Origin of the sequence: Quadrisphaera sp. DSM 44207 (genome assembly GCF_900101335.1) — a bacterium.
Classification (GTDB): Bacteria; Actinomycetota; Actinomycetes; order Actinomycetales; family Quadrisphaeraceae; genus DSM-44207.
This window is the reverse complement of the sequence record NZ_FNKA01000002.1, coordinates 520,339-537,065: the sequence shown is the minus strand read 5'-3', so window position 1 is coordinate 537,065 and position 16,727 is coordinate 520,339. Positions and strand designations below refer to the sequence as shown.

General features: G+C 74.3%; 11 protein-coding genes and 1 pseudogene. 10 read left to right on the top strand and 2 right to left on the bottom strand.

Annotated elements, in window-relative coordinates; genetic code table 11:
- The first annotated feature begins 24 nt into the window (after nt 1-24).
- The 5 genes from rpsA to BLS82_RS08650 all read left to right on the top strand — a co-directional run bounded on the left by rpsA (nt 25) and on the right by BLS82_RS08650 (nt 7,323).
- Entirely contained in the window at nt 25-1,506 is a 1,482-nt protein-coding gene (rpsA, locus tag BLS82_RS08670; protein WP_092864076.1) for a 30S ribosomal protein S1, read from the top strand.
- A gap of 162 nt (nt 1,507-1,668) precedes the next feature.
- Entirely contained in the window at nt 1,669-2,826 is a 1,158-nt protein-coding gene (gene coaE / locus BLS82_RS08665) for a dephospho-CoA kinase (protein WP_176819007.1), read from the top strand.
- A 56-nt stretch (nt 2,827-2,882) separates the two neighbouring features.
- Nucleotides 2,883-4,988 (top strand): excinuclease ABC subunit UvrB, encoded by a 2,106-nt coding sequence (gene uvrB / locus BLS82_RS08660; RefSeq protein ID WP_092864071.1) that lies wholly within the window; start codon nt 2,883-2,885, stop codon nt 4,986-4,988.
- A gap of 89 nt (nt 4,989-5,077) precedes the next feature.
- Nucleotides 5,078-6,097: a TerC family protein gene (locus BLS82_RS08655; protein ID WP_092864068.1), complete on the top strand. Its 1,020-nt coding sequence runs from the start codon at nt 5,078-5,080 to the stop codon at nt 6,095-6,097.
- A gap of 146 nt (nt 6,098-6,243) precedes the next feature.
- A complete protein-coding gene (locus tag BLS82_RS08650; protein WP_092864065.1) occupies nt 6,244-7,323 on the top strand; it encodes a TerC family protein in 1,080 nt (359 codons plus the stop codon).
- Nucleotides 7,324-7,370: 47 nt separating this feature from the next.
- Here the strand turns inward: BLS82_RS08650 and BLS82_RS08645 are convergent, their stop codons facing one another.
- Both BLS82_RS08645 and BLS82_RS08640 read right to left on the bottom strand, forming a co-directional pair.
- Nucleotides 7,371-8,027: an MBL fold metallo-hydrolase gene (locus BLS82_RS08645; protein ID WP_092864062.1), complete on the bottom strand. Its 657-nt coding sequence runs from the start codon at nt 8,025-8,027 to the stop codon at nt 7,371-7,373.
- An 80-nt stretch (nt 8,028-8,107) separates the two neighbouring features.
- The gene (locus tag BLS82_RS08640) at nt 8,108-9,910 is read right to left on the bottom strand and encodes a glycoside hydrolase family 15 protein (protein ID WP_092865120.1); all 1,803 of its coding nucleotides are present in this window, start codon (nt 9,908-9,910) and stop codon (nt 8,108-8,110) included.
- A 74-nt stretch (nt 9,911-9,984) separates the two neighbouring features.
- Between BLS82_RS08640 and BLS82_RS08635 the strand changes: the two genes are divergently transcribed.
- The 5 genes and pseudogenes from BLS82_RS08635 to BLS82_RS08615 all read left to right on the top strand — a co-directional run bounded on the left by BLS82_RS08635 (nt 9,985) and on the right by BLS82_RS08615 (nt 16,719).
- Complete coding sequence (locus BLS82_RS08635) at nt 9,985-11,361, top strand: glucose-6-phosphate dehydrogenase (protein ID WP_092864059.1); 1,377 nt, start codon at nt 9,985-9,987, stop codon at nt 11,359-11,361.
- 68 nt (nt 11,362-11,429) lie between these two features.
- Nucleotides 11,430-14,279: an excinuclease ABC subunit UvrA gene (gene uvrA / locus BLS82_RS08630; RefSeq protein ID WP_092864056.1), complete on the top strand. Its 2,850-nt coding sequence runs from the start codon at nt 11,430-11,432 to the stop codon at nt 14,277-14,279.
- Nucleotides 14,276-14,662 (top strand): annotated as a pseudogene (locus tag BLS82_RS16770) (Rieske 2Fe-2S domain-containing protein); the annotation flags it as partial. The gene uvrA and the pseudogene BLS82_RS16770, both read left to right, overlap by 4 nt.
- A gap of 175 nt (nt 14,663-14,837) precedes the next feature.
- Entirely contained in the window at nt 14,838-15,272 is a 435-nt protein-coding gene (locus BLS82_RS08620) for a Dabb family protein (protein WP_218123735.1), read from the top strand.
- An 82-nt stretch (nt 15,273-15,354) separates the two neighbouring features.
- Entirely contained in the window at nt 15,355-16,719 is a 1,365-nt protein-coding gene (locus BLS82_RS08615) for an MFS transporter (protein WP_092864053.1), read from the top strand.
- Nucleotides 16,720-16,727: the final 8 nt, after the last annotated feature.

Sequence of the window (16,727 nt, the reverse complement as noted above, 5' to 3'; positions counted from 1 at the left end):
GTCCGCATCGGAGTCCACACCTACATGACCGTCACCGCCCCGCCGTCGGGTGCTCCCCAGGTCGCCGTCAACGACATCGGCACGGCCGAGGAGCTCCTCGCCGCCATCGACGCGACCATCAAGTACTTCAACGACGGCGACATCGTCTCCGGCACCATCGTCAAGGTGGACCGGGACGAAGTCCTGCTCGACATCGGCTACAAGACCGAGGGCGTCATCCCCTCGCGCGAGCTGTCGATCAAGCACGACGTCGACCCCAGCGAGGTCGTCGGCGTCGGCGACGAGGTCGAGGCCCTGGTCCTCCAGAAGGAGGACAAGGAGGGCCGCCTGATCCTGTCCAAGAAGCGCGCCCAGTACGAGCGCGCCTGGGGCACGATCGAGAAGCTCAAGGAGGAGGACGGCGTCGTCACCGGCACCGTCATCGAGGTCGTCAAGGGCGGCCTGATCCTCGACATCGGCCTGCGCGGCTTCCTGCCCGCCTCGCTGGTGGAGATGCGCCGCGTGCGCGACCTGCAGCCGTACGTCGGCCAGGAGCTCGAGGCGAAGATCATCGAGCTGGACAAGAACCGCAACAACGTGGTCCTGTCCCGCCGCGCCTGGCTGGAGCAGACGCAGTCCGCCGTGCGCCAGAACTTCCTGCAGACCCTGCAGAAGGGCCAGGTGCGCTCCGGCGTCGTCTCCTCGATCGTCAACTTCGGCGCCTTCGTCGACCTGGGCGGCGTGGACGGCCTAGTCCACGTCTCCGAGCTGTCCTGGAAGCACATCGACCACCCGAGCGAGGTCGTCGAGGTGGGCCAGGAGGTGCGCGTCGAGGTCCTCGACGTCGACATGGACCGCGAGCGGGTCTCCCTGTCGCTGAAGGCGACGCAGGAGGACCCGTGGCAGCAGTTCGCCCGCACCCACGCCATCGGGCAGGTCGTTCCGGGCAAGGTCACCAAGCTCGTCCCCTTCGGCGCCTTCGTGCGCGTGGAGGAGGGCATCGAGGGCCTGGTGCACATCTCCGAGCTGGCCGAGCGCCACGTGGAGCTGCCCGAGCAGGTCGTCAACGTCGGCGACGAGATCTTCGTGAAGGTCATCGACATCGACCTCGAGCGGCGCCGGATCTCCCTCTCGCTCAAGCAGGCCAACCAGGGCGTGGACCCGGACAGCGACGAGTTCGACCCGTCGCTGTACGGCATGGCGGCCGAGTACGACGAGCAGGGCAACTACAAGTACCCCGAGGGCTTCGACCCGGAGGCGAACGACTGGCTGCCCGGCTTCGAGCGCCAGCGCGAGGAGTGGGAGCGGCAGTACGCCGAGGCCCACGCCCGCTACGAGGCGCACCGCAAGCAGGTCGCCGACGCGCGCACCCGCGACGCCGAGGCGGCGTCCGGCGGCGAGGCCGCCCCGACGAGCTACAGCTCCTCGGGCACCGAGTCCGTCTCGGTCGGCGCCAGCGCCGGCGAGGGCACCCTGGCCTCCGACGAGGCGCTGGCGGCCCTGCGGGAGAAGCTCACCGGCGGCTGAGCACCGCCAGCACGACCAGCACCGACCGCAGGGCCCCGGCGCGCGCCGGGGCCCTGCGGCGTCCTGGGGCCCGAGCACGACCGCGCTGCTGTCGCACACGCGCGCGGCCCCGGTGTGGTCGTGCTGACACCCGGGGCGGGCGGGGCGCCTAGGCTCGCGGGCGTGCTGCGGGTGGGGCTGACGGGCGGGGTCGGGGCGGGCAAGTCCACGGTGGCGCGGCAGCTGGCGGCGCTGGGCGCCGTCGTCGTGGACGCCGACGCCCTCGCCCGCGAGGTCGTCGCCCCCGGCACCGAGGGCCTGGCCGCCGTCGTCGAGGAGTTCGGCCCCGGGGTGCTGCGCGCGGACGGCGCCCTCGACCGCGCGGCGCTCGCCCGCGTCGTCTTCGAGGACGCCGAGCGGCGGCGGGCGCTGGAGGCGGTCACCCACCCCCGCATCGCCGCGCGCACCGAGCAGCTCGTCGCCGCGGCGCCCGCCGACGCCGTCGTCGTGCACGACATCCCCCTGCTGGTCGAGCTGGGCCGCGGCGACCGCTACCACCTCGTCGTCGTGGTCGCCGCGAGCGCCGAGGAGCGCGTGCGCCGCCTCGTCACCGAGCGCGGCACGCCCGAGGACGACGCCCGGGCCCGGGTGGCCGCGCAGGCCACGGACGAGCAGCGCCGCGCCGCCGCGGACGTGGAGCTGGACAACGCCGGCGTCCCGGCCGGCCTCGCCGAGCGGGTGGAGCGGCTGTGGCGCGAGCGCCTGGTGCCGTTCGAGGCGAACCTGCGCGCCGGCGTGCGCGCCCCGCGCCCCGACCAGCCGGTCCTCGTCCCCGCGGACCCGGCGTGGGCCGCGGCCGGGGCGAGGCTGGCAGCGCGGGTGCGCCGCGCGGCGGGGGAGCGGGCGCTCGACGTGCAGCACACCGGCTCCACCGCCGTGCCGGGGCTGGACGCGAAGGACGTGATCGACCTGCAGGTCGTGGTCGCCGACCTGCCCACCGCGCGGGAGGTGGCCGCGGACCTGGCGGCGGCCGGGCTGGTCGCCGTGCCGGGGGAGTGGGCGGACGAGCCCGTGACGGCGCCGGGGCGGCCGGTGCCCAGGGCGTTCGCGGCGAACGCGGACCCGGGCCGGGCGGTGGACTGCTCCGTGCGGGTGGCCGGCAGCCCCGCGGTGGCCGAGGCCCTGGCGTTCCGCGACCGCCTGCGCGCCGACGCCGGCGAGCGGGCGGCGTACGCGGCGCTCAAGCACGAGCTGGCGGCGCGCACCTGGCCCAGCGCGGACGCGTACGCCCGCGCCAAGACGGCGTTCATCGCCGGCGTCCTGGCCCGCGCCGGGGCCTGAGACCGCCGCTCACCAGCGGGAACAGGACCGTCGGTGCCAGCGCTTACCGTCGTATCATGCGCCCCGTCACCGACATCCAGCGCCGCCTGGCGCCGTTCCACGTCGAGTCGGAGTTCTCCCCCTCGGGCGACCAGCCCGCCGCCATCGCCGAGCTGGCCCGCCGCGTCGAGGCGGGCGAGAAGGACGTCGTCCTGCTCGGCGCCACCGGCACCGGCAAGTCCGCCACCACGGCGTGGATGATCGAGCGGCTGCAGCGCCCCACCCTGGTGCTCGCGCCGAACAAGACCCTCGCCGCTCAGCTGGCCAACGAGTTCCGCGAGCTGCTGCCCGACAACGCCGTCGAGTACTTCGTCTCGTACTACGACTACTACCAGCCCGAGGCGTACGTCCCGCAGTCCGACACGTACATCGAGAAGGACTCCTCGGTCAACGAGGAGGTCGAGCGGCTGCGCCACTCGGCGACGAACAGCCTGCTCACCCGCCGCGACGTCGTCGTCGTCGCCTCGGTCTCGTGCATCTACGGCCTGGGCACGCCGCAGGAGTACGTCGACCGCATGCTGCGGCTGCGCGTGGGCCAGCAGATCGACCGCGAGGACATGCTGCGCCAGTTCGTGACGATGCAGTACACGCGCAACGACCTCGCGTTCACCCGCGGCACGTTCCGCGTGCGCGGGGACACCGTGGAGATCATCCCGGTGTACGAGGAGCACGCCGTGCGCATCGAGATGTTCGGCGACGAGATCGAGCGCATGTACACCCTGCACCCGCTGACCGGCGAGGTGCTGCGCGAGGAGGACGAGATGTACGTCTTCCCCGCCACGCACTACGTCGCCGGCCCCGAGCGCATGGAGCGCGCCATCGCCGGCATCGAGCACGAGCTGGCCGGGCGGCTGGCGGAGCTGGAGGCGCAGGGCAGGCTGCTGGAGGCCCAGCGGCTGCGCATGCGCACCACCTACGACATCGAGATGATGCGCCAGGTCGGCACGTGCGCGGGCATCGAGAACTACTCCCGCCACATCGACGGCCGCGGGCCCGGCACGGCGCCGAACACCCTCCTCGACTACTTCCCCGAGGACTTCCTGCTCGTCGTCGACGAGTCGCACGTCACGGTGCCGCAGATCGGGGCGATGTACGAGGGCGACATGTCGCGCAAGCGCACGCTCGTCGACCACGGCTTCCGCCTGCCCTCCGCCATGGACAACCGGCCGCTGAAGTGGGAGGAGTTCCTCGAGCGGATCGGGCAGACGGTCTACCTGTCGGCCACGCCGGGCCCCTACGAGCTCTCCCGCGGGCGCGGCGTCGTCGAGCAGATCATCCGTCCCACGGGCCTGGTCGACCCGAAGGTCGTCCTGCGCCCGACGAAGGGCCAGATCGACGACCTGCTGCACCAGGTGCGCGAGCGCGCCGCGCGCGACGAGCGGGTGCTGGTGACGACGCTGACGAAGAAGATGGCGGAGGACCTCACCGACTACCTGCTCGACCAGGGCGTGCGGGTGCGCTACCTGCACTCCGACATCGACACCCTGCGGCGGGTGGAGCTGCTGCGCGAGCTGCGCCAGGGCGAGTTCGACGTCCTCGTCGGCATCAACCTGCTGCGCGAGGGCCTGGACCTGCCCGAGGTCTCCCTGGTGAGCATCCTCGACGCCGACAAGGAGGGCTTCCTGCGCTCCGCCACCTCGCTGGTGCAGACCATCGGTCGTGCGGCGCGCAACATCTCCGGGGAGGTGCACATGTACGCCGACCGCGTCACCCCCTCGATGGCGCAGGCGATCGAGGAGACCGACCGGCGCCGCGAGAAGCAGCTGGCGTACAACCGCGAGCGCGGCGTGGACCCCCAGCCGCTGCGCAAGAGGATCGCCGACATCACCGACCTCATCGCCCGCGAGGACGCCGACACCGCCGCGCTGCTCGGCGGCGCCGGGCGCCAGCAGTCGCGCGGCAAGGCGCCGGTGCCGGGCATGCGCTCGCGCGGCGGGGACGGCGGGTCCGCCCGCCCGGCCGGGGCGCCGTCCGCGGACCTCGCCGAGCTGATCCAGCAGCTGTCGGACCAGATGCACGCGGCCGCGGCCGAGCTGCAGTTCGAGCTGGCCGCGCGCCTGCGCGACGAGATCGGCGACCTGAAGAAGGAGCTGCGCGGCATGCAGCGGGCCACGTCGGCCTGAGCGGGGCGGGGCCCCGGCCTCGACCCGCGCACGACCTCCAGCTGACCTGCGACGGGCGCGGGACCGGCGCCGCTGGGTACAGTCGAGCGATGGCTGGCACCAGCGCCCTGGCGTGGGGCACCACCATCGGCCTCGTCGTCGCCCTGCTGGTGCTCGACTTCGTCATCGCCGCGCGGCGCCCGCACTCCGTCGAGATCCGCGAGGCGACGGCGTGGTCGGTCTTCTACATCGGGGTGGCGCTGCTCTTCGGCGTGGTCCTGCTGTTCACCGCCGGCGCGCAGGCCGGCGGCGAGTACTTCGCCGGCTGGGTGGTCGAGAAGAGCCTGTCCGTCGACAACCTCTTCATCTTCGTGATCATCATGACGCGGTTCGCCGTGCCCGACGTGCTGCAGCAGCGCGTGCTGCTGTTCGGCATCGCCGCGGCGCTGGTGATGCGCGCGGTCTTCATCGCCCTGGGAGCCGCCGTCCTCAGCGCCTTTTCGTGGGCGTTCGTGGTCTTCGGGCTCTTCCTGATCTACACGGCGGTGCAGCTGGCGCGCCACCGCGACGAGGACCCGGACGGCGACAACGCGATCCTGCGGGCCGCGCAGCGCCGCCTGCCGCTGACGGCCGAGTACCACGGCACGAAGCTGTTCACGCGCGAGAACGGCAAGCGGATGGTCACGCCGCTGTTCATCGTCTTCCTCGCGATCGCCTCCACGGACCTGCTCTTCGCCCTCGACTCCATCCCCGCCGTCTTCGGCATCACGCAGGACCCGTTCCTCGTCTTCGCGGCCAACGCCTTCGCCCTGCTCGGGCTGCGCGCGCTGTACTTCCTCATCCACGGCCTGCTCGAGAAGCTCGTCTACCTCTCGCTGGGCCTGTCCGTGATCCTCGGCTTCATCGGCGTCAAGCTGATCCTGCACTGGCTGCACGTGGACGTCTCCGCGTCTGTGCCGGAGATCCCGACCTGGCTGTCGCTGGTCTTCATCATCGGCGTGCTCGTGATCACGACCGTGGCGAGCCTGCGCCGGGTGCGCGCCCACCCGCAGGAGCGGGCCCACGCCGGCCGCATCCACGGCCGGCCCCACCAGGACCACGAGTCGGCGGGTCGGTCGCTGTCCCGGTAGGGTTCGGTCAACTGCGGAGGGGAGTATCCCCGCGCGGCGCCCTCGTCAGCACGGAGCCCTCGAGCCTGAGGGGCCCCGGGAGCGCCGGCCCTCGGGTGGGAGAGACCTCCGGACGGTGCTACCGCCCCCTCTCGAGAGGTCCCCCTGTGGAACTGCCCGTGTGGTTCGAGGTCGGCACGTTCGTCGTCCTCGGCGTGCTCCTGATCGCCGACCTGCTCATCGTCACGAGACGCCCGCATGAACCCTCCCTGAAGGAGTCGGGGCTGTGGGTCAGCTTCTACGTCGCCCTGGCGCTGGTCTTCGGGCTCGCCATGCTCGCCTTCGCCGGCGGCCAGGCGGCGGGTGAGTTCTACGCCGGCTGGCTCACCGAGTACAGCCTGTCCGTGGACAACCTGTTCGTCTTCGTCATCATCATGGCGAGGTTCGCGGTGCCGCGGCAGTACCAGCAGAAGGTGCTGATGATCGGCATCATCATCGCCCTGGTGCTGCGCGGCGTCTTCATCGTCATCGGCGCCGCGGCCATCGAGCGCTTCTCCTGGGTCTTCTACATCTTCGGCGCCTTCCTCATCTACACCGCCATCCAGCTCGTCCGCAGCCACGGGCAGGACGAGGAGTACGAGGAGAACGCCTTCATCCGGCGCATGCGCAAGGTGCTGCCGATCTCCGAGGACTACGACGGCTCCAAGCTGCGCACCACGGTGGACGGCAAGAAGCTGTTCACCCCGATGGTGATCGTGCTCCTGGCCATCGGCTCGACGGACCTGCTGTTCGCCCTCGACTCGATCCCGGCGATCTTCGGCCTCACCCAGAGCCCGTTCATCGTCTTCACGGCCAACGTCTTCGCCCTCATGGGCCTGCGCCAGCTGTACTTCCTGCTCGGTGGGCTGCTGGACCGCCTCATCTACCTCTCCTACGGGCTCAGCTTCATCCTCGCCTTCATCGGCGTGAAGCTGTTCCTCGAGGCCCTGCACACCAACACGCTGCCGTTCATCAACGGCGGCGAGCACGTGGACTGGGCGCCGGAGATCCCGATCTGGCTGTCCCTGACGGTCATCCTCGGCACCATCGCCATCGCCACCGTCGCGAGCCTGGTGCGCAGCCGCCAGCTGGAGCGGCGCGGCGAGCAGCCGCACGCCGTCGAGGACCTGACCGACCGCCGCAAGAGCGTCACCCCCGGCGCCTTCGAGCGCGGCGGCGACGGTGGCGGCAGCGGCTCCGGCAGCTGAGGCCACCGGGCACCGAGCCGCGCCCGACGCGGGGCGCGCCCGCGGCCTCACCAGCCGCGGGCGCGCCACTCGGGCAGCGAGGGCCGCTCCGCGCCCAGCGTGGTGTCCCTGCCGTGGCCGGGGTAGACCCACGCCGCGTCGTCGTAGCACCCGAACAGGCGCTCCTGCACGTCCTGCAGCAGCGAGGCGAAGTCCTGGGGCGAGGTCGTGCGCCCCACCCCGCCGGGGAAGAGGCTGTCGCCGGTGAACAGGTGCGTGCCGCCCGCCCGCGCGACCAGGGCGACCGAGCCGGGCGTGTGCCCGCGCAGGTGCACGACGTCGAGGGCCACCCGCCCGAACTCCACCCGGTCGCCGTGGGCCAGGCGCTGCTGCACCGGCACCGGCAGGGCGTCCGCGTCGTCGGCGCCGGCGGCCGTGCGGGCCCCCGTGGCCGCCACGACGTCGGCGAGCGCGCGGTGGTGGTCCCAGTGCTGGTGCGTGGTGACCACGACGTCCAGGGCGTCCCCGGTGGAGCGCACGAGGTCCAGCAGCCGGGGGGCGTCGCCGGCGGCGTCCACGAGCGCCTGGCGGCCGGTCGCCGAGCACGTGAGCAGGTAGCAGTTGTTGTCGGTGTCCTCGACGCTGATCTTGCGCACCACCAGGCCCGGCAGCTGCCGGACGTCGGGCGGCCCGCCGGGGACGACGTCGCCGGTGTAGGTGGACACTCCGCTTCTCCTCCGGGTCGGCTGCGGGGTCGGCTGCGGGGTCGGCTGCGGGGTCGGCTGCGGGGTCGGCTGCTGCCGGCTCAGCGCAGCAGCCGCTGCGGGTCGGCGCACCGCAGGGCCTGCACCGCCCGCACCAGCGCGAGGTGGGAGAGCGCCTGCGGGGTGTTGCCGAGCTGGCGCCGCGCGGTGGTGTCGTACTCCTCCGACAGCAGCCCGACGTCGTTGCAGAGCGAGACCAGCCGCTCCAGGAGCGCGCGGGCGTCCTCGACCCGGCCCGACAGCGCGTACTGCTCGGCGAGCCAGAACGAGCAGGCGAGGAAGGGGTGCTCGCCGGGCGGCAGCCCGTCGGGGGCGGCGTGCGTGCGGTAGCGCAGCACGAGGCCGTCCTGCAGCAGGTCCTCCTCGATGGCGCGCACGGTGGCGAGCATCACCGGGTCGTCGGGGGCGACGAAGCCGACCTGGGGCAGCACCAGCAGCGAGGCGTCGACCTCCCGCGAGCCGTAGCGCTGCGTGAAGCAGCCGCGCTGCGGGTCCACGCCGCGCTGGAGGACCTCGTCGCGCACGCGGTCGCGCAGCGCCTGCCACCGGTCGACGGGGCCGTCGAGGCCGAAGGAGCGCACGGCCCGCACGCCGCGGTCGAGGGCCGCCCACACCATCACCCGCGAGTGGGTGAAGTGCTGCTCCGGCCCGCGCATCTCCCAGATGCCCGAGTCCGCCCGGTCCCAGTTGCGCTCCACGAAGTCCAGCAGCGCCCGCTGCAGCGGCCACGAGAAGGGGTCCTCGGCGATGCCGTCGCGCCGGGCGGCGTCCAGCGCGACGAGGACCTCCCCGATGACGTCGGCCTGGTACTGGGTGAAGGCGCCGTTGCCCACCCGCACCGGCCGGGAGCCCTCGTAGCCGGGCAGGTGCCCCAGCTCGCGCTCGGGCAGGTGCCGTTCCCCGGCGACGCCGTACATGATCTGCACGTCCTCGGGGTCGCCCGCGACGGCGCGCAGCAGCCAGTCCCGCCACTCGCGCGCCTCCTCGGAGTACCCGTGGCTGATCAGCGTCTCCAGCGTCAGCGCCGCGTCGCGCAGCCAGCAGTACCGGTAGTCCCAGTTGCGCACCCCGCCCGGCTCCTCCGGCAGGGACGTCGTCGCGGCGGCGACGATGCCGCCGGTGTCCTCGTGGGTCAGGGCCCGCAGCACGAGCAGGGAGCGGGCGACGGCGGCGGCGAACGGCCCGCCGTCCTCGCGCCGGTCCGCCCAGTCCTGCCACCACCGCACGGTCTCCGCCAGGCGCCGGTCGCGGTCCAGCGGCGGTGGCGCCGGGCGGTGGGAGGGGTACCAGGTCATCACCAGGTCCACGACCTCGCCCGCGCGCACGTCGAACTCCCCGACGTGGCGGTTGCCCTGCGGCCGCGGCAGCGGCACGTCGGTGCGCAGCAGGACGGCGTCCGGCCCGGCGCACGCCAGCAGCGCGCGCTCCTCCTCCGGCACGCGCAGCACCCACGGCAGCACGTCGCCGTAGCCGAAGCGGACCACGTACTCCTGCCGCATCCGCACCGTGCCGGAGACGCCCCGCACGCGCCGGATGACGTCGGCGCGGCGGTCGCGCAGCGGCATCGCGTCGACCACCTCGACGCTGCCGCCGTCCACCTCGTAGCGCGTGCTGAGCACGAAGCTGTCCCCCACGTAGGAGCGCTGCACCGAGCGGACCTCCCCGGCGGGGGCCAGCAGCCAGCGGCCGTGCTCCTCGGTGCCCAGCAGGGCGGAGAAGACGGCCGGGGAGTCGAAGCGGGGCAGGCACAGCCAGTCGATGCTGCCCGAGCGGCTGACCAGGGCCGCCGTGTGGCAGTCCCCGATCAGGGCGTAGTCCTCGATGGGAGCGTGCACGCGCCTCATCCTGCCCGCCGTGGCCGGCGCGCTCGCGCCGGCCACGGGGTGCGCGCCCGCGCCGGGGCGAGCAGCCTGGAGAGATGGGCCCTGCTCCCGTCGCCACGCTGCTCGTGCTCGGCGCCACCGGCGACCTGACCGCGCGCCTGCTGCTGCCCGGCCTGGGCAGCCTCCTCGCCGCCGGACGCGCCGAGCCGCTGCAGCTGGTCGGCGCCGGCACGGAGGACTGGGACGACGCCCGCTGGCGCTCGCGGGTGCACGAGGCCTTCGCCGGCGCACCGGGCGGCGCGCCGGCGGCCGTCGCGGGCGCCGCGCGCTACGTGCGCGCCGACGTGACCGACGGGGAGCAGCTGCGCGCCCTGCTGGCCTCGTGCCAGGGGCCGGTCGCGGTCTACTTCGCGCTCCCGCCCGCCGTCACGGTGCGCGCCTGCGAGGAGCTGCGGCGCGCGGGTGCCCCGGACGACGTCCGCCTCGTGCTCGAGAAGCCGTTCGGCACCGACCTGGCCTCTGCGCGGCACCTGAACGAGGTCGTGGCGGCGATCGCCCCGGAGGACCGCGTGCACCGCGTGGACCACTTCCTGGGCATGTCGACCGTGCTCAACACCCTGGGCCTGCGCTTCGCCAACCGGATCTTCGAGCCGCTGTGGAGCGCGGCGCACGTGGCCCGCGTCGACGTCGTCTTCGACGAGGACCTCGCGCTGGAGGGGCGGGCCGGCTACTACGACGCCGCCGGCGCGCTCGTGGACATGCTGCAGAGCCACCTGCTGCAGGTGATGGCGCTGCTGGCCATGGACCCGCCGTCCACCCTCGGCGAGCGCGACCTGCGCGACCGCAAGGGGGAGGTGCTGCGCGCGACGCGGCTGGCCGGGCCGCCGCAGCGCGCCAGCCGCCGCGCCCGCTACACGGCGGGGCGCATCGGGGAGCGGGACCTGCCCGACTACGCCGCCGAGCCCGGCGTGGACCCCGACCGCGGCACCGAGACCCTGGCCGAGGTGGTCCTGCACGTCGACAGCTGGCGCTGGGCCGGGGTGCCGTTCCGGCTGCGCTCCGGCAAGGCCCTCGGCTCCCCGCGGCAGGAGGCGGTGGTCACCTTCGCGGACGTGCCGCACGTGCCGGCCGGCCTGCGGGGCACCCCGCCGCCGAGCCGGCTGCGGCTCGGCTTCTCCCCGGACCGGGTGGCCCTCGACCTCGCGGTGAACAGCGAGGGCGACCCCTACGACCTCGAGGGCGCGCAGCTGGCCGCGGAGCTGGGCGCCTCGGAGCTGCTGCCCTACGGCGAGGTGCTCGCCGGGGTGCTGGCCGGGGACGCCACCCTGTCGGTGCGCGGCGACAACGTCGAGGAGTGCTGGCGCATCCTCGAGCCCGTGCTGGCCGCCTGGCGCGCCGGCGAGGTGCCGCTGGAGGGGTACCCCGCCGGCAGCGACGGGCCGGCGCCGCGCGAGGGCTTCCCGGCGCTGTGAGGCAGAGCACCCCGACGGGCTCCTCGTCCGCGGCGGGAGCTGTCCGGGGCGCCGCCTACAGTTGAGGCGTGGATCGCCTCGTCGTCCAGGGTGCCCGCGAGCACAACCTCAAGGACGTCTCCCTCGAGCTGCCCCGCGACGGCCTCGTCGTCTTCACCGGCCTGTCGGGGTCGGGCAAGTCCTCCCTGGCCTTCGACACCATCTTCGCCGAGGGCCAGCGCCGCTACGTGGAGTCCCTCTCCGCGTACGCCCGGCAGTTCCTCGGCCAGATGGACAAGCCGGACGTGGACTTCATCGAGGGCCTCTCGCCGGCCGTCTCGATCGACCAGAAGTCCACGAGCCGCAACCCGCGCTCCACGGTGGGCACCATCACGGAGGTCTACGACTACCTGCGCCTGCTGTGGGCGCGCGCCGGGCGGGCGCACTGCCCCGTCTGCGGGGAGCCGGTCGCGCGCCAGACGCCGCAGCAGGTCGTCGACCGCCTCCTCGAGCTGCCCGAGGGCACCCGCTTCCAGGTGCTCGCGCCCGTCGTGCGCGGCCGCAAGGGCGAGTTCGTCGACCTCTTCCGCGAGCTGCAGGCCAAGGGCTACGCCCGCGCCCGGGTGGACGGCGAGACCGTGCAGCTCTCGGAGCCGCCGGCCCTGGACAAGCGGCGCAAGCACACCATCGAGGTCGTCGTGGACCGCCTCGTCGCCCGCCCCGGCGTGCAGCGGCGCCTGACCGACTCCGTGGAGACCGGCCTGCACCTGGCCGAGGGAGTCCTGCTCGTCGAGCTCGTCGACGCCGACGCCGACGACCCGGGGCGCGTGCGCCGCTTCTCCGAGAGGCTGGCCTGCCCCAACGACCACCCCCTCGCGCTGGAGGAGGTCGAGCCGCGCACGTTCTCCTTCAACGCGCCCTACGGCGCCTGCCCCGAGTGCTCCGGCATCGGCACCCGCCTGGAGGTCGACCCCGACCTGGTGGTGCCGGACCCGGACCTCACCCTCGCCCAGGGCGCGATCGCCCCGTGGACGGGCGCGGGCACGGGCGAGTACTACCAGCGCCTGATGGCGGGCCTGGGGGAGCAGCTGGGCTTCTCGGTCGACGTCCCGTGGCGCTCCCTGCCCTCCCGGGCCACCGAGGCCCTGCTGCACGGGCAGGACTACGAGGTGCACGTGAAGTACCGCAACCGGTGGGGGCGCGAGCGCTCGTACACCACCGGCTTCGAGGGCGTGCTGCCGTTCATCATGCGCCGCCACGGGGAGACCGAGTCGGAGACCTCCCGTGAGCGCATGGAGGGCTACATGCGCGAGGTGCCGTGCCCGGTGTGCCAGGGCGCGCGGCTGCGGCCCGAGGTGCTCGCCGTCAGGGTCGGCGGGCGCTCCATCGCCGAGGCGTGCTCGCTGCCCGTCACCGAGCTGCGCGAGTTCCTCACCGGCCTGGAGCTGTCCGCGCGGGAGGCGCAGATCGCCTCCGCGGTGCTCAAGGAGATCCTCGCCCGCGTCCAGTTCCTCCTCGACGTCGGCCTGACCTACCTCTCCCTCGACCGCCCGGCCGGCACCCTCTCGGGCGGGGAGGCCCAGCGCATCCGCCTGGCCACCCAGATCGGCTCGGGCCTGGTCGGGGTGCTCTACGTCCTCGACGAGCCGAGCATCGGCCTGCACCAGCGCGACAACCGGCGCCTGATCGACACGCTGCTGCGCCTGCGCGACCTCGGCAACACGCTCATCGTCGTCGAGCACGACGAGGACACCATCAAGGTCGCCGACTGGGTCGTGGACGTCGGCCCCGGCGCCGGCGAGCACGGCGGCCAGGTCGTCTACTCCGGCGACGTCGCGGGCCTGCTGGCCGACGAGCAGTCCCTGACGGGCGCGTACCTGTCGGGGCGCCGCGCCATCGACGTGCCGGCCGCGCGCCGTCCCGTCGACCGCTCGCGCGTGCTGGCGGTCCTCGGCGCGCGCGAGCACAACCTGCGCGGCGTGGACGTCGAGGTGCCGCTGGGGTGCCTCGTCGCCGTCACGGGCGTGTCCGGCTCCGGCAAGTCGACCCTCGTCAACGACATCCTCTACAAGGTCCTCGCCAACCGCCTCAACGGCGCCCGCCAGGTGCCCGGCCGGCACACCCGCGTGACGGGCACCGACGCGCTCGACAAGGTCGTCCACGTCGACCAGAGCCCCATCGGGCGCACGCCGCGCTCGAACCCCGCCACCTACACCGGGGTCTGGGACGCCGTGCGCAAGCTGTTCGCGGAGACCACGGAGGCGAAGGTGCGCGGCTACTCCCCGGGCCGGTTCTCCTTCAACGTCAAGGGCGGGCGCTGCGAGCACTGCGCCGGGGACGGCACCATCCGCATCGAGATGAACTTCCTGCCCGACGTCTACGTGCCCTGCGAGGTCTGCCACGGCGCCCGGTACGACCGGGAGACCCTCGAGGTGCACTACAAGGGCAAGACCGTCGCGGACGTCCTCGACATGCCGATCGAGGAGGCCGCTGACTTCTTCGCCGCCGTCCCGGGCATCTCCCGGCACCTGCGCACGCTCGTCGACGTCGGGCTCGGCTACGTGCGCCTCGGGCAGCCGGCGCCCACGCTCTCCGGCGGCGAGGCGCAGCGGGTGAAGCTGGCCGCGGAGCTGCAGCGGCGCTCCACCGGGCGCACGGTGTACGTGCTCGACGAGCCGACGACCGGGCTGCACTTCGAGGACGTCCGCAAGCTGCTGCAGGTGCTGCAGGGCCTGGTGGACAAGGGCAACACCGTGGTCGTCATCGAGCACAACCTCGACGTCGTCAAGAGCGCGGACTGGATCCTCGACATGGGCCCGGAGGGGGGTTCCGGCGGCGGGCGGCTCATCGCCTCCGGCACCCCGGAGGACGTCGCGAAGGACCCGGACAGCCACACCGGGCGGTTCCTCGCCGAGGCGCTGGACCTGGTGCGCGCGTGAGCCGGCCGAGCCCCGTCCCGCCCGTCGTCCCCGGCGGCGCGACGCCCGCCGGCGGCGGGTGCAGCCGGCGCGCCCTGCTGCGCACGGCGGCCGGGGCGGGGGTCGTGCTGCTGCCCGGCGCGCTCGCGGCCGGGTGCGGCGGCGGCGAACCGGACGGCGGCGCCTCCGGCGGGCAGGACGCCGGCGGGTCCGACGCCGCGGCGGCCGCCGCGGTGCCGGTCGCCGAGGTGCCCGTGGGCCGTGCCCGCGTGGTGCAGGTGCGGGGCGACCGGCTCGTCGTCGCGCAGCCGAGCGAGGGCGAGTTCGTCGCCCACCCCGCCGTGTGCACCCACCAGGGCGGCGCCCTGACCGAGGACGAGGGCCTCGTCGTCCTGTGCACCCTGCACGGCAGCCGCTTCGACGCCGCAGACGGCGGGGCCGTCCTGAACGGCCCGGCGAGCGGCCGCTCAGCGCCGTCCCGGTGCGCCAGGAGGGCGACCAGCTGGTCCTCGGCTGAGCCCCGTGGCCCCCCACAGGGCGGGACGGCGAGGACGGACCGCGATCCGGGGGGTGGTGGGGGTGGCCCTGATCTACCACACCATCCGCTTCTCGCTGCGCTCGGACGCCGCCCGGGACCAGGTCGACGCCGCCATGGCGAACCTGCGCAGGCAGGGCGAGGAGATCGAGTCCGTGACGTCCTTCGTCGTCGGCCCCGACGTCGGTGGGTCGTACGACGTCGGAGCGACGTTCGTCCTCGAGGACCTCCCCGGCTACGTCGAGTACATGCTGCACCCGACCCACCGCAGGACCGACGAGCTCGGCCTGCCGCTCGTGGCCGACATGGTCTCCTTCGACATCGTCGACGACCCCGACCCGGACCTGCCCGAGAAGATCCGCAGGGTCCACACCGACCGCTTCGCCGGGGACGCCGACCTCGTCGCGCTCGTCGAGGGCCTGGACACCTGCTCCGGCAGCGCCCTCAGCCACGACCGCGCCGAGACCCAGGACGCCTGAGCCCGTCGGGCCCGACCCGCCGGAAGGACCTGCCACGACCCTTCGGACCACGGCGACCTCCGCGCCGTCCGGACCGGCCGCCGTGCCGGTCGCACCACCGGCAGCGACCGCCGAGCCGGACGACGCCCGCCGGGTGTCCTGGCTGCTGGGGGCGTTCACCGGCCTCGGGATCGCCGGCTCCTCCGCCGTGGCCGTCGTCCTGCCCACCGCCGCCGCCGACCTGCAGGTGAGCCGGTCCGCGGCGGCCTGGGTCCTCAGCGGCTACGCCCTGATGCTCGCGGTGCTCACCCCGGTCTTCGGTCGCCTGGGCGACCGCTTCGGCATCCGCCGGCCCCTGGTCGTCGGGCTGGTGGTGATGAGCGCCGGAGCCCTCGCCGCGGCCGCGGCGCCCGGCACCGCCGTCCTCGTCGGCGCCCGCCTGGCGCAGGGCGCCGGCGCGGCGTCCGTCACCGTCCTCGGCGCCGCCCTCGTCAGCCGGCGCTACTCCGGGCCGGTGCGGGCGGGCGTCCTGGCCTCCGTCGCCGGCATCGGCGCGGCCCTGTCCGCCGTCGCACTCCTGGCCGGCGGAGCGCTGGAGGCGGCCGTCGGCTGGCGGCCGGTGGTGGCGCTGCCGGCGCTGGCCCTGCTCCTGGTGGTGCCCGTGGCCCGGATCGCCCCGGCCGCGGGCGGCGGCGGCCGCATCGACACCGCCGGCGCCGCCTTCGTCACCGCCACCGCCGGCGGCGTGATCCTGCTGGCGCAGGCGCCGTCCAGCAGCGTCGCCGTCGCCGTCGCGGGTGCCGGGCTCCTCCTCGCTGGCCTCCCGCTGCTCGCGCACCGGGTGCGCCGGCACCCCGAGGGCTTCCTGCCGCGCCGGGTGCTCGGGGACCGCGCGGTGATCACCGCCGCCGTCGGCGCGGCCGGGCTGCCCGCGGCGTGGTTCGCCCTCCTGGTCGTCGTGCCCGACGCCCTGGCCGGGCGCGGCTGGAGCCCGCTGGCCATCGGCGCCGCGCTGGTGCCCGCGGCCGCCGCCGCCCTCGTCGCCACGCGCACCTCCCGGCCGGTGCTCACCCGGCTCGGGACCCGCACGACCCTGCTGCTCAGCGCGGTCGCCGCCGTCGCCGCGCTCCTGCTGGGAGCCCTGGGGCTGGCGACCTCCTCCCCGGTGCTGCTCGTGGCCGCCACCCTCGCCGTCGCGGTCGGCTTCACCCACGGCCAGCCCGCCATGCTCGCCCAGGTCGGCGCCAGCACCGGCGAGGACGTCCGCGGCGTCGCCCTGGGGGTGGCCGCCCTGGTCTTCCTCACCGGTGGTGCCACCGGCTCGGCGCTCGTCGGAGGGCTGCAGGGACTCGTCCCCGGGTGGGCCGTCCTGCTCGCCACCACGGCCCTGCCGCTCGTCGGGACGGCGGTCCTCGCCCGCACCGGGCTGCGCCGTCCGGCGCGCACCGCCGCCGGGGTGACCACCTGAGCCCCACC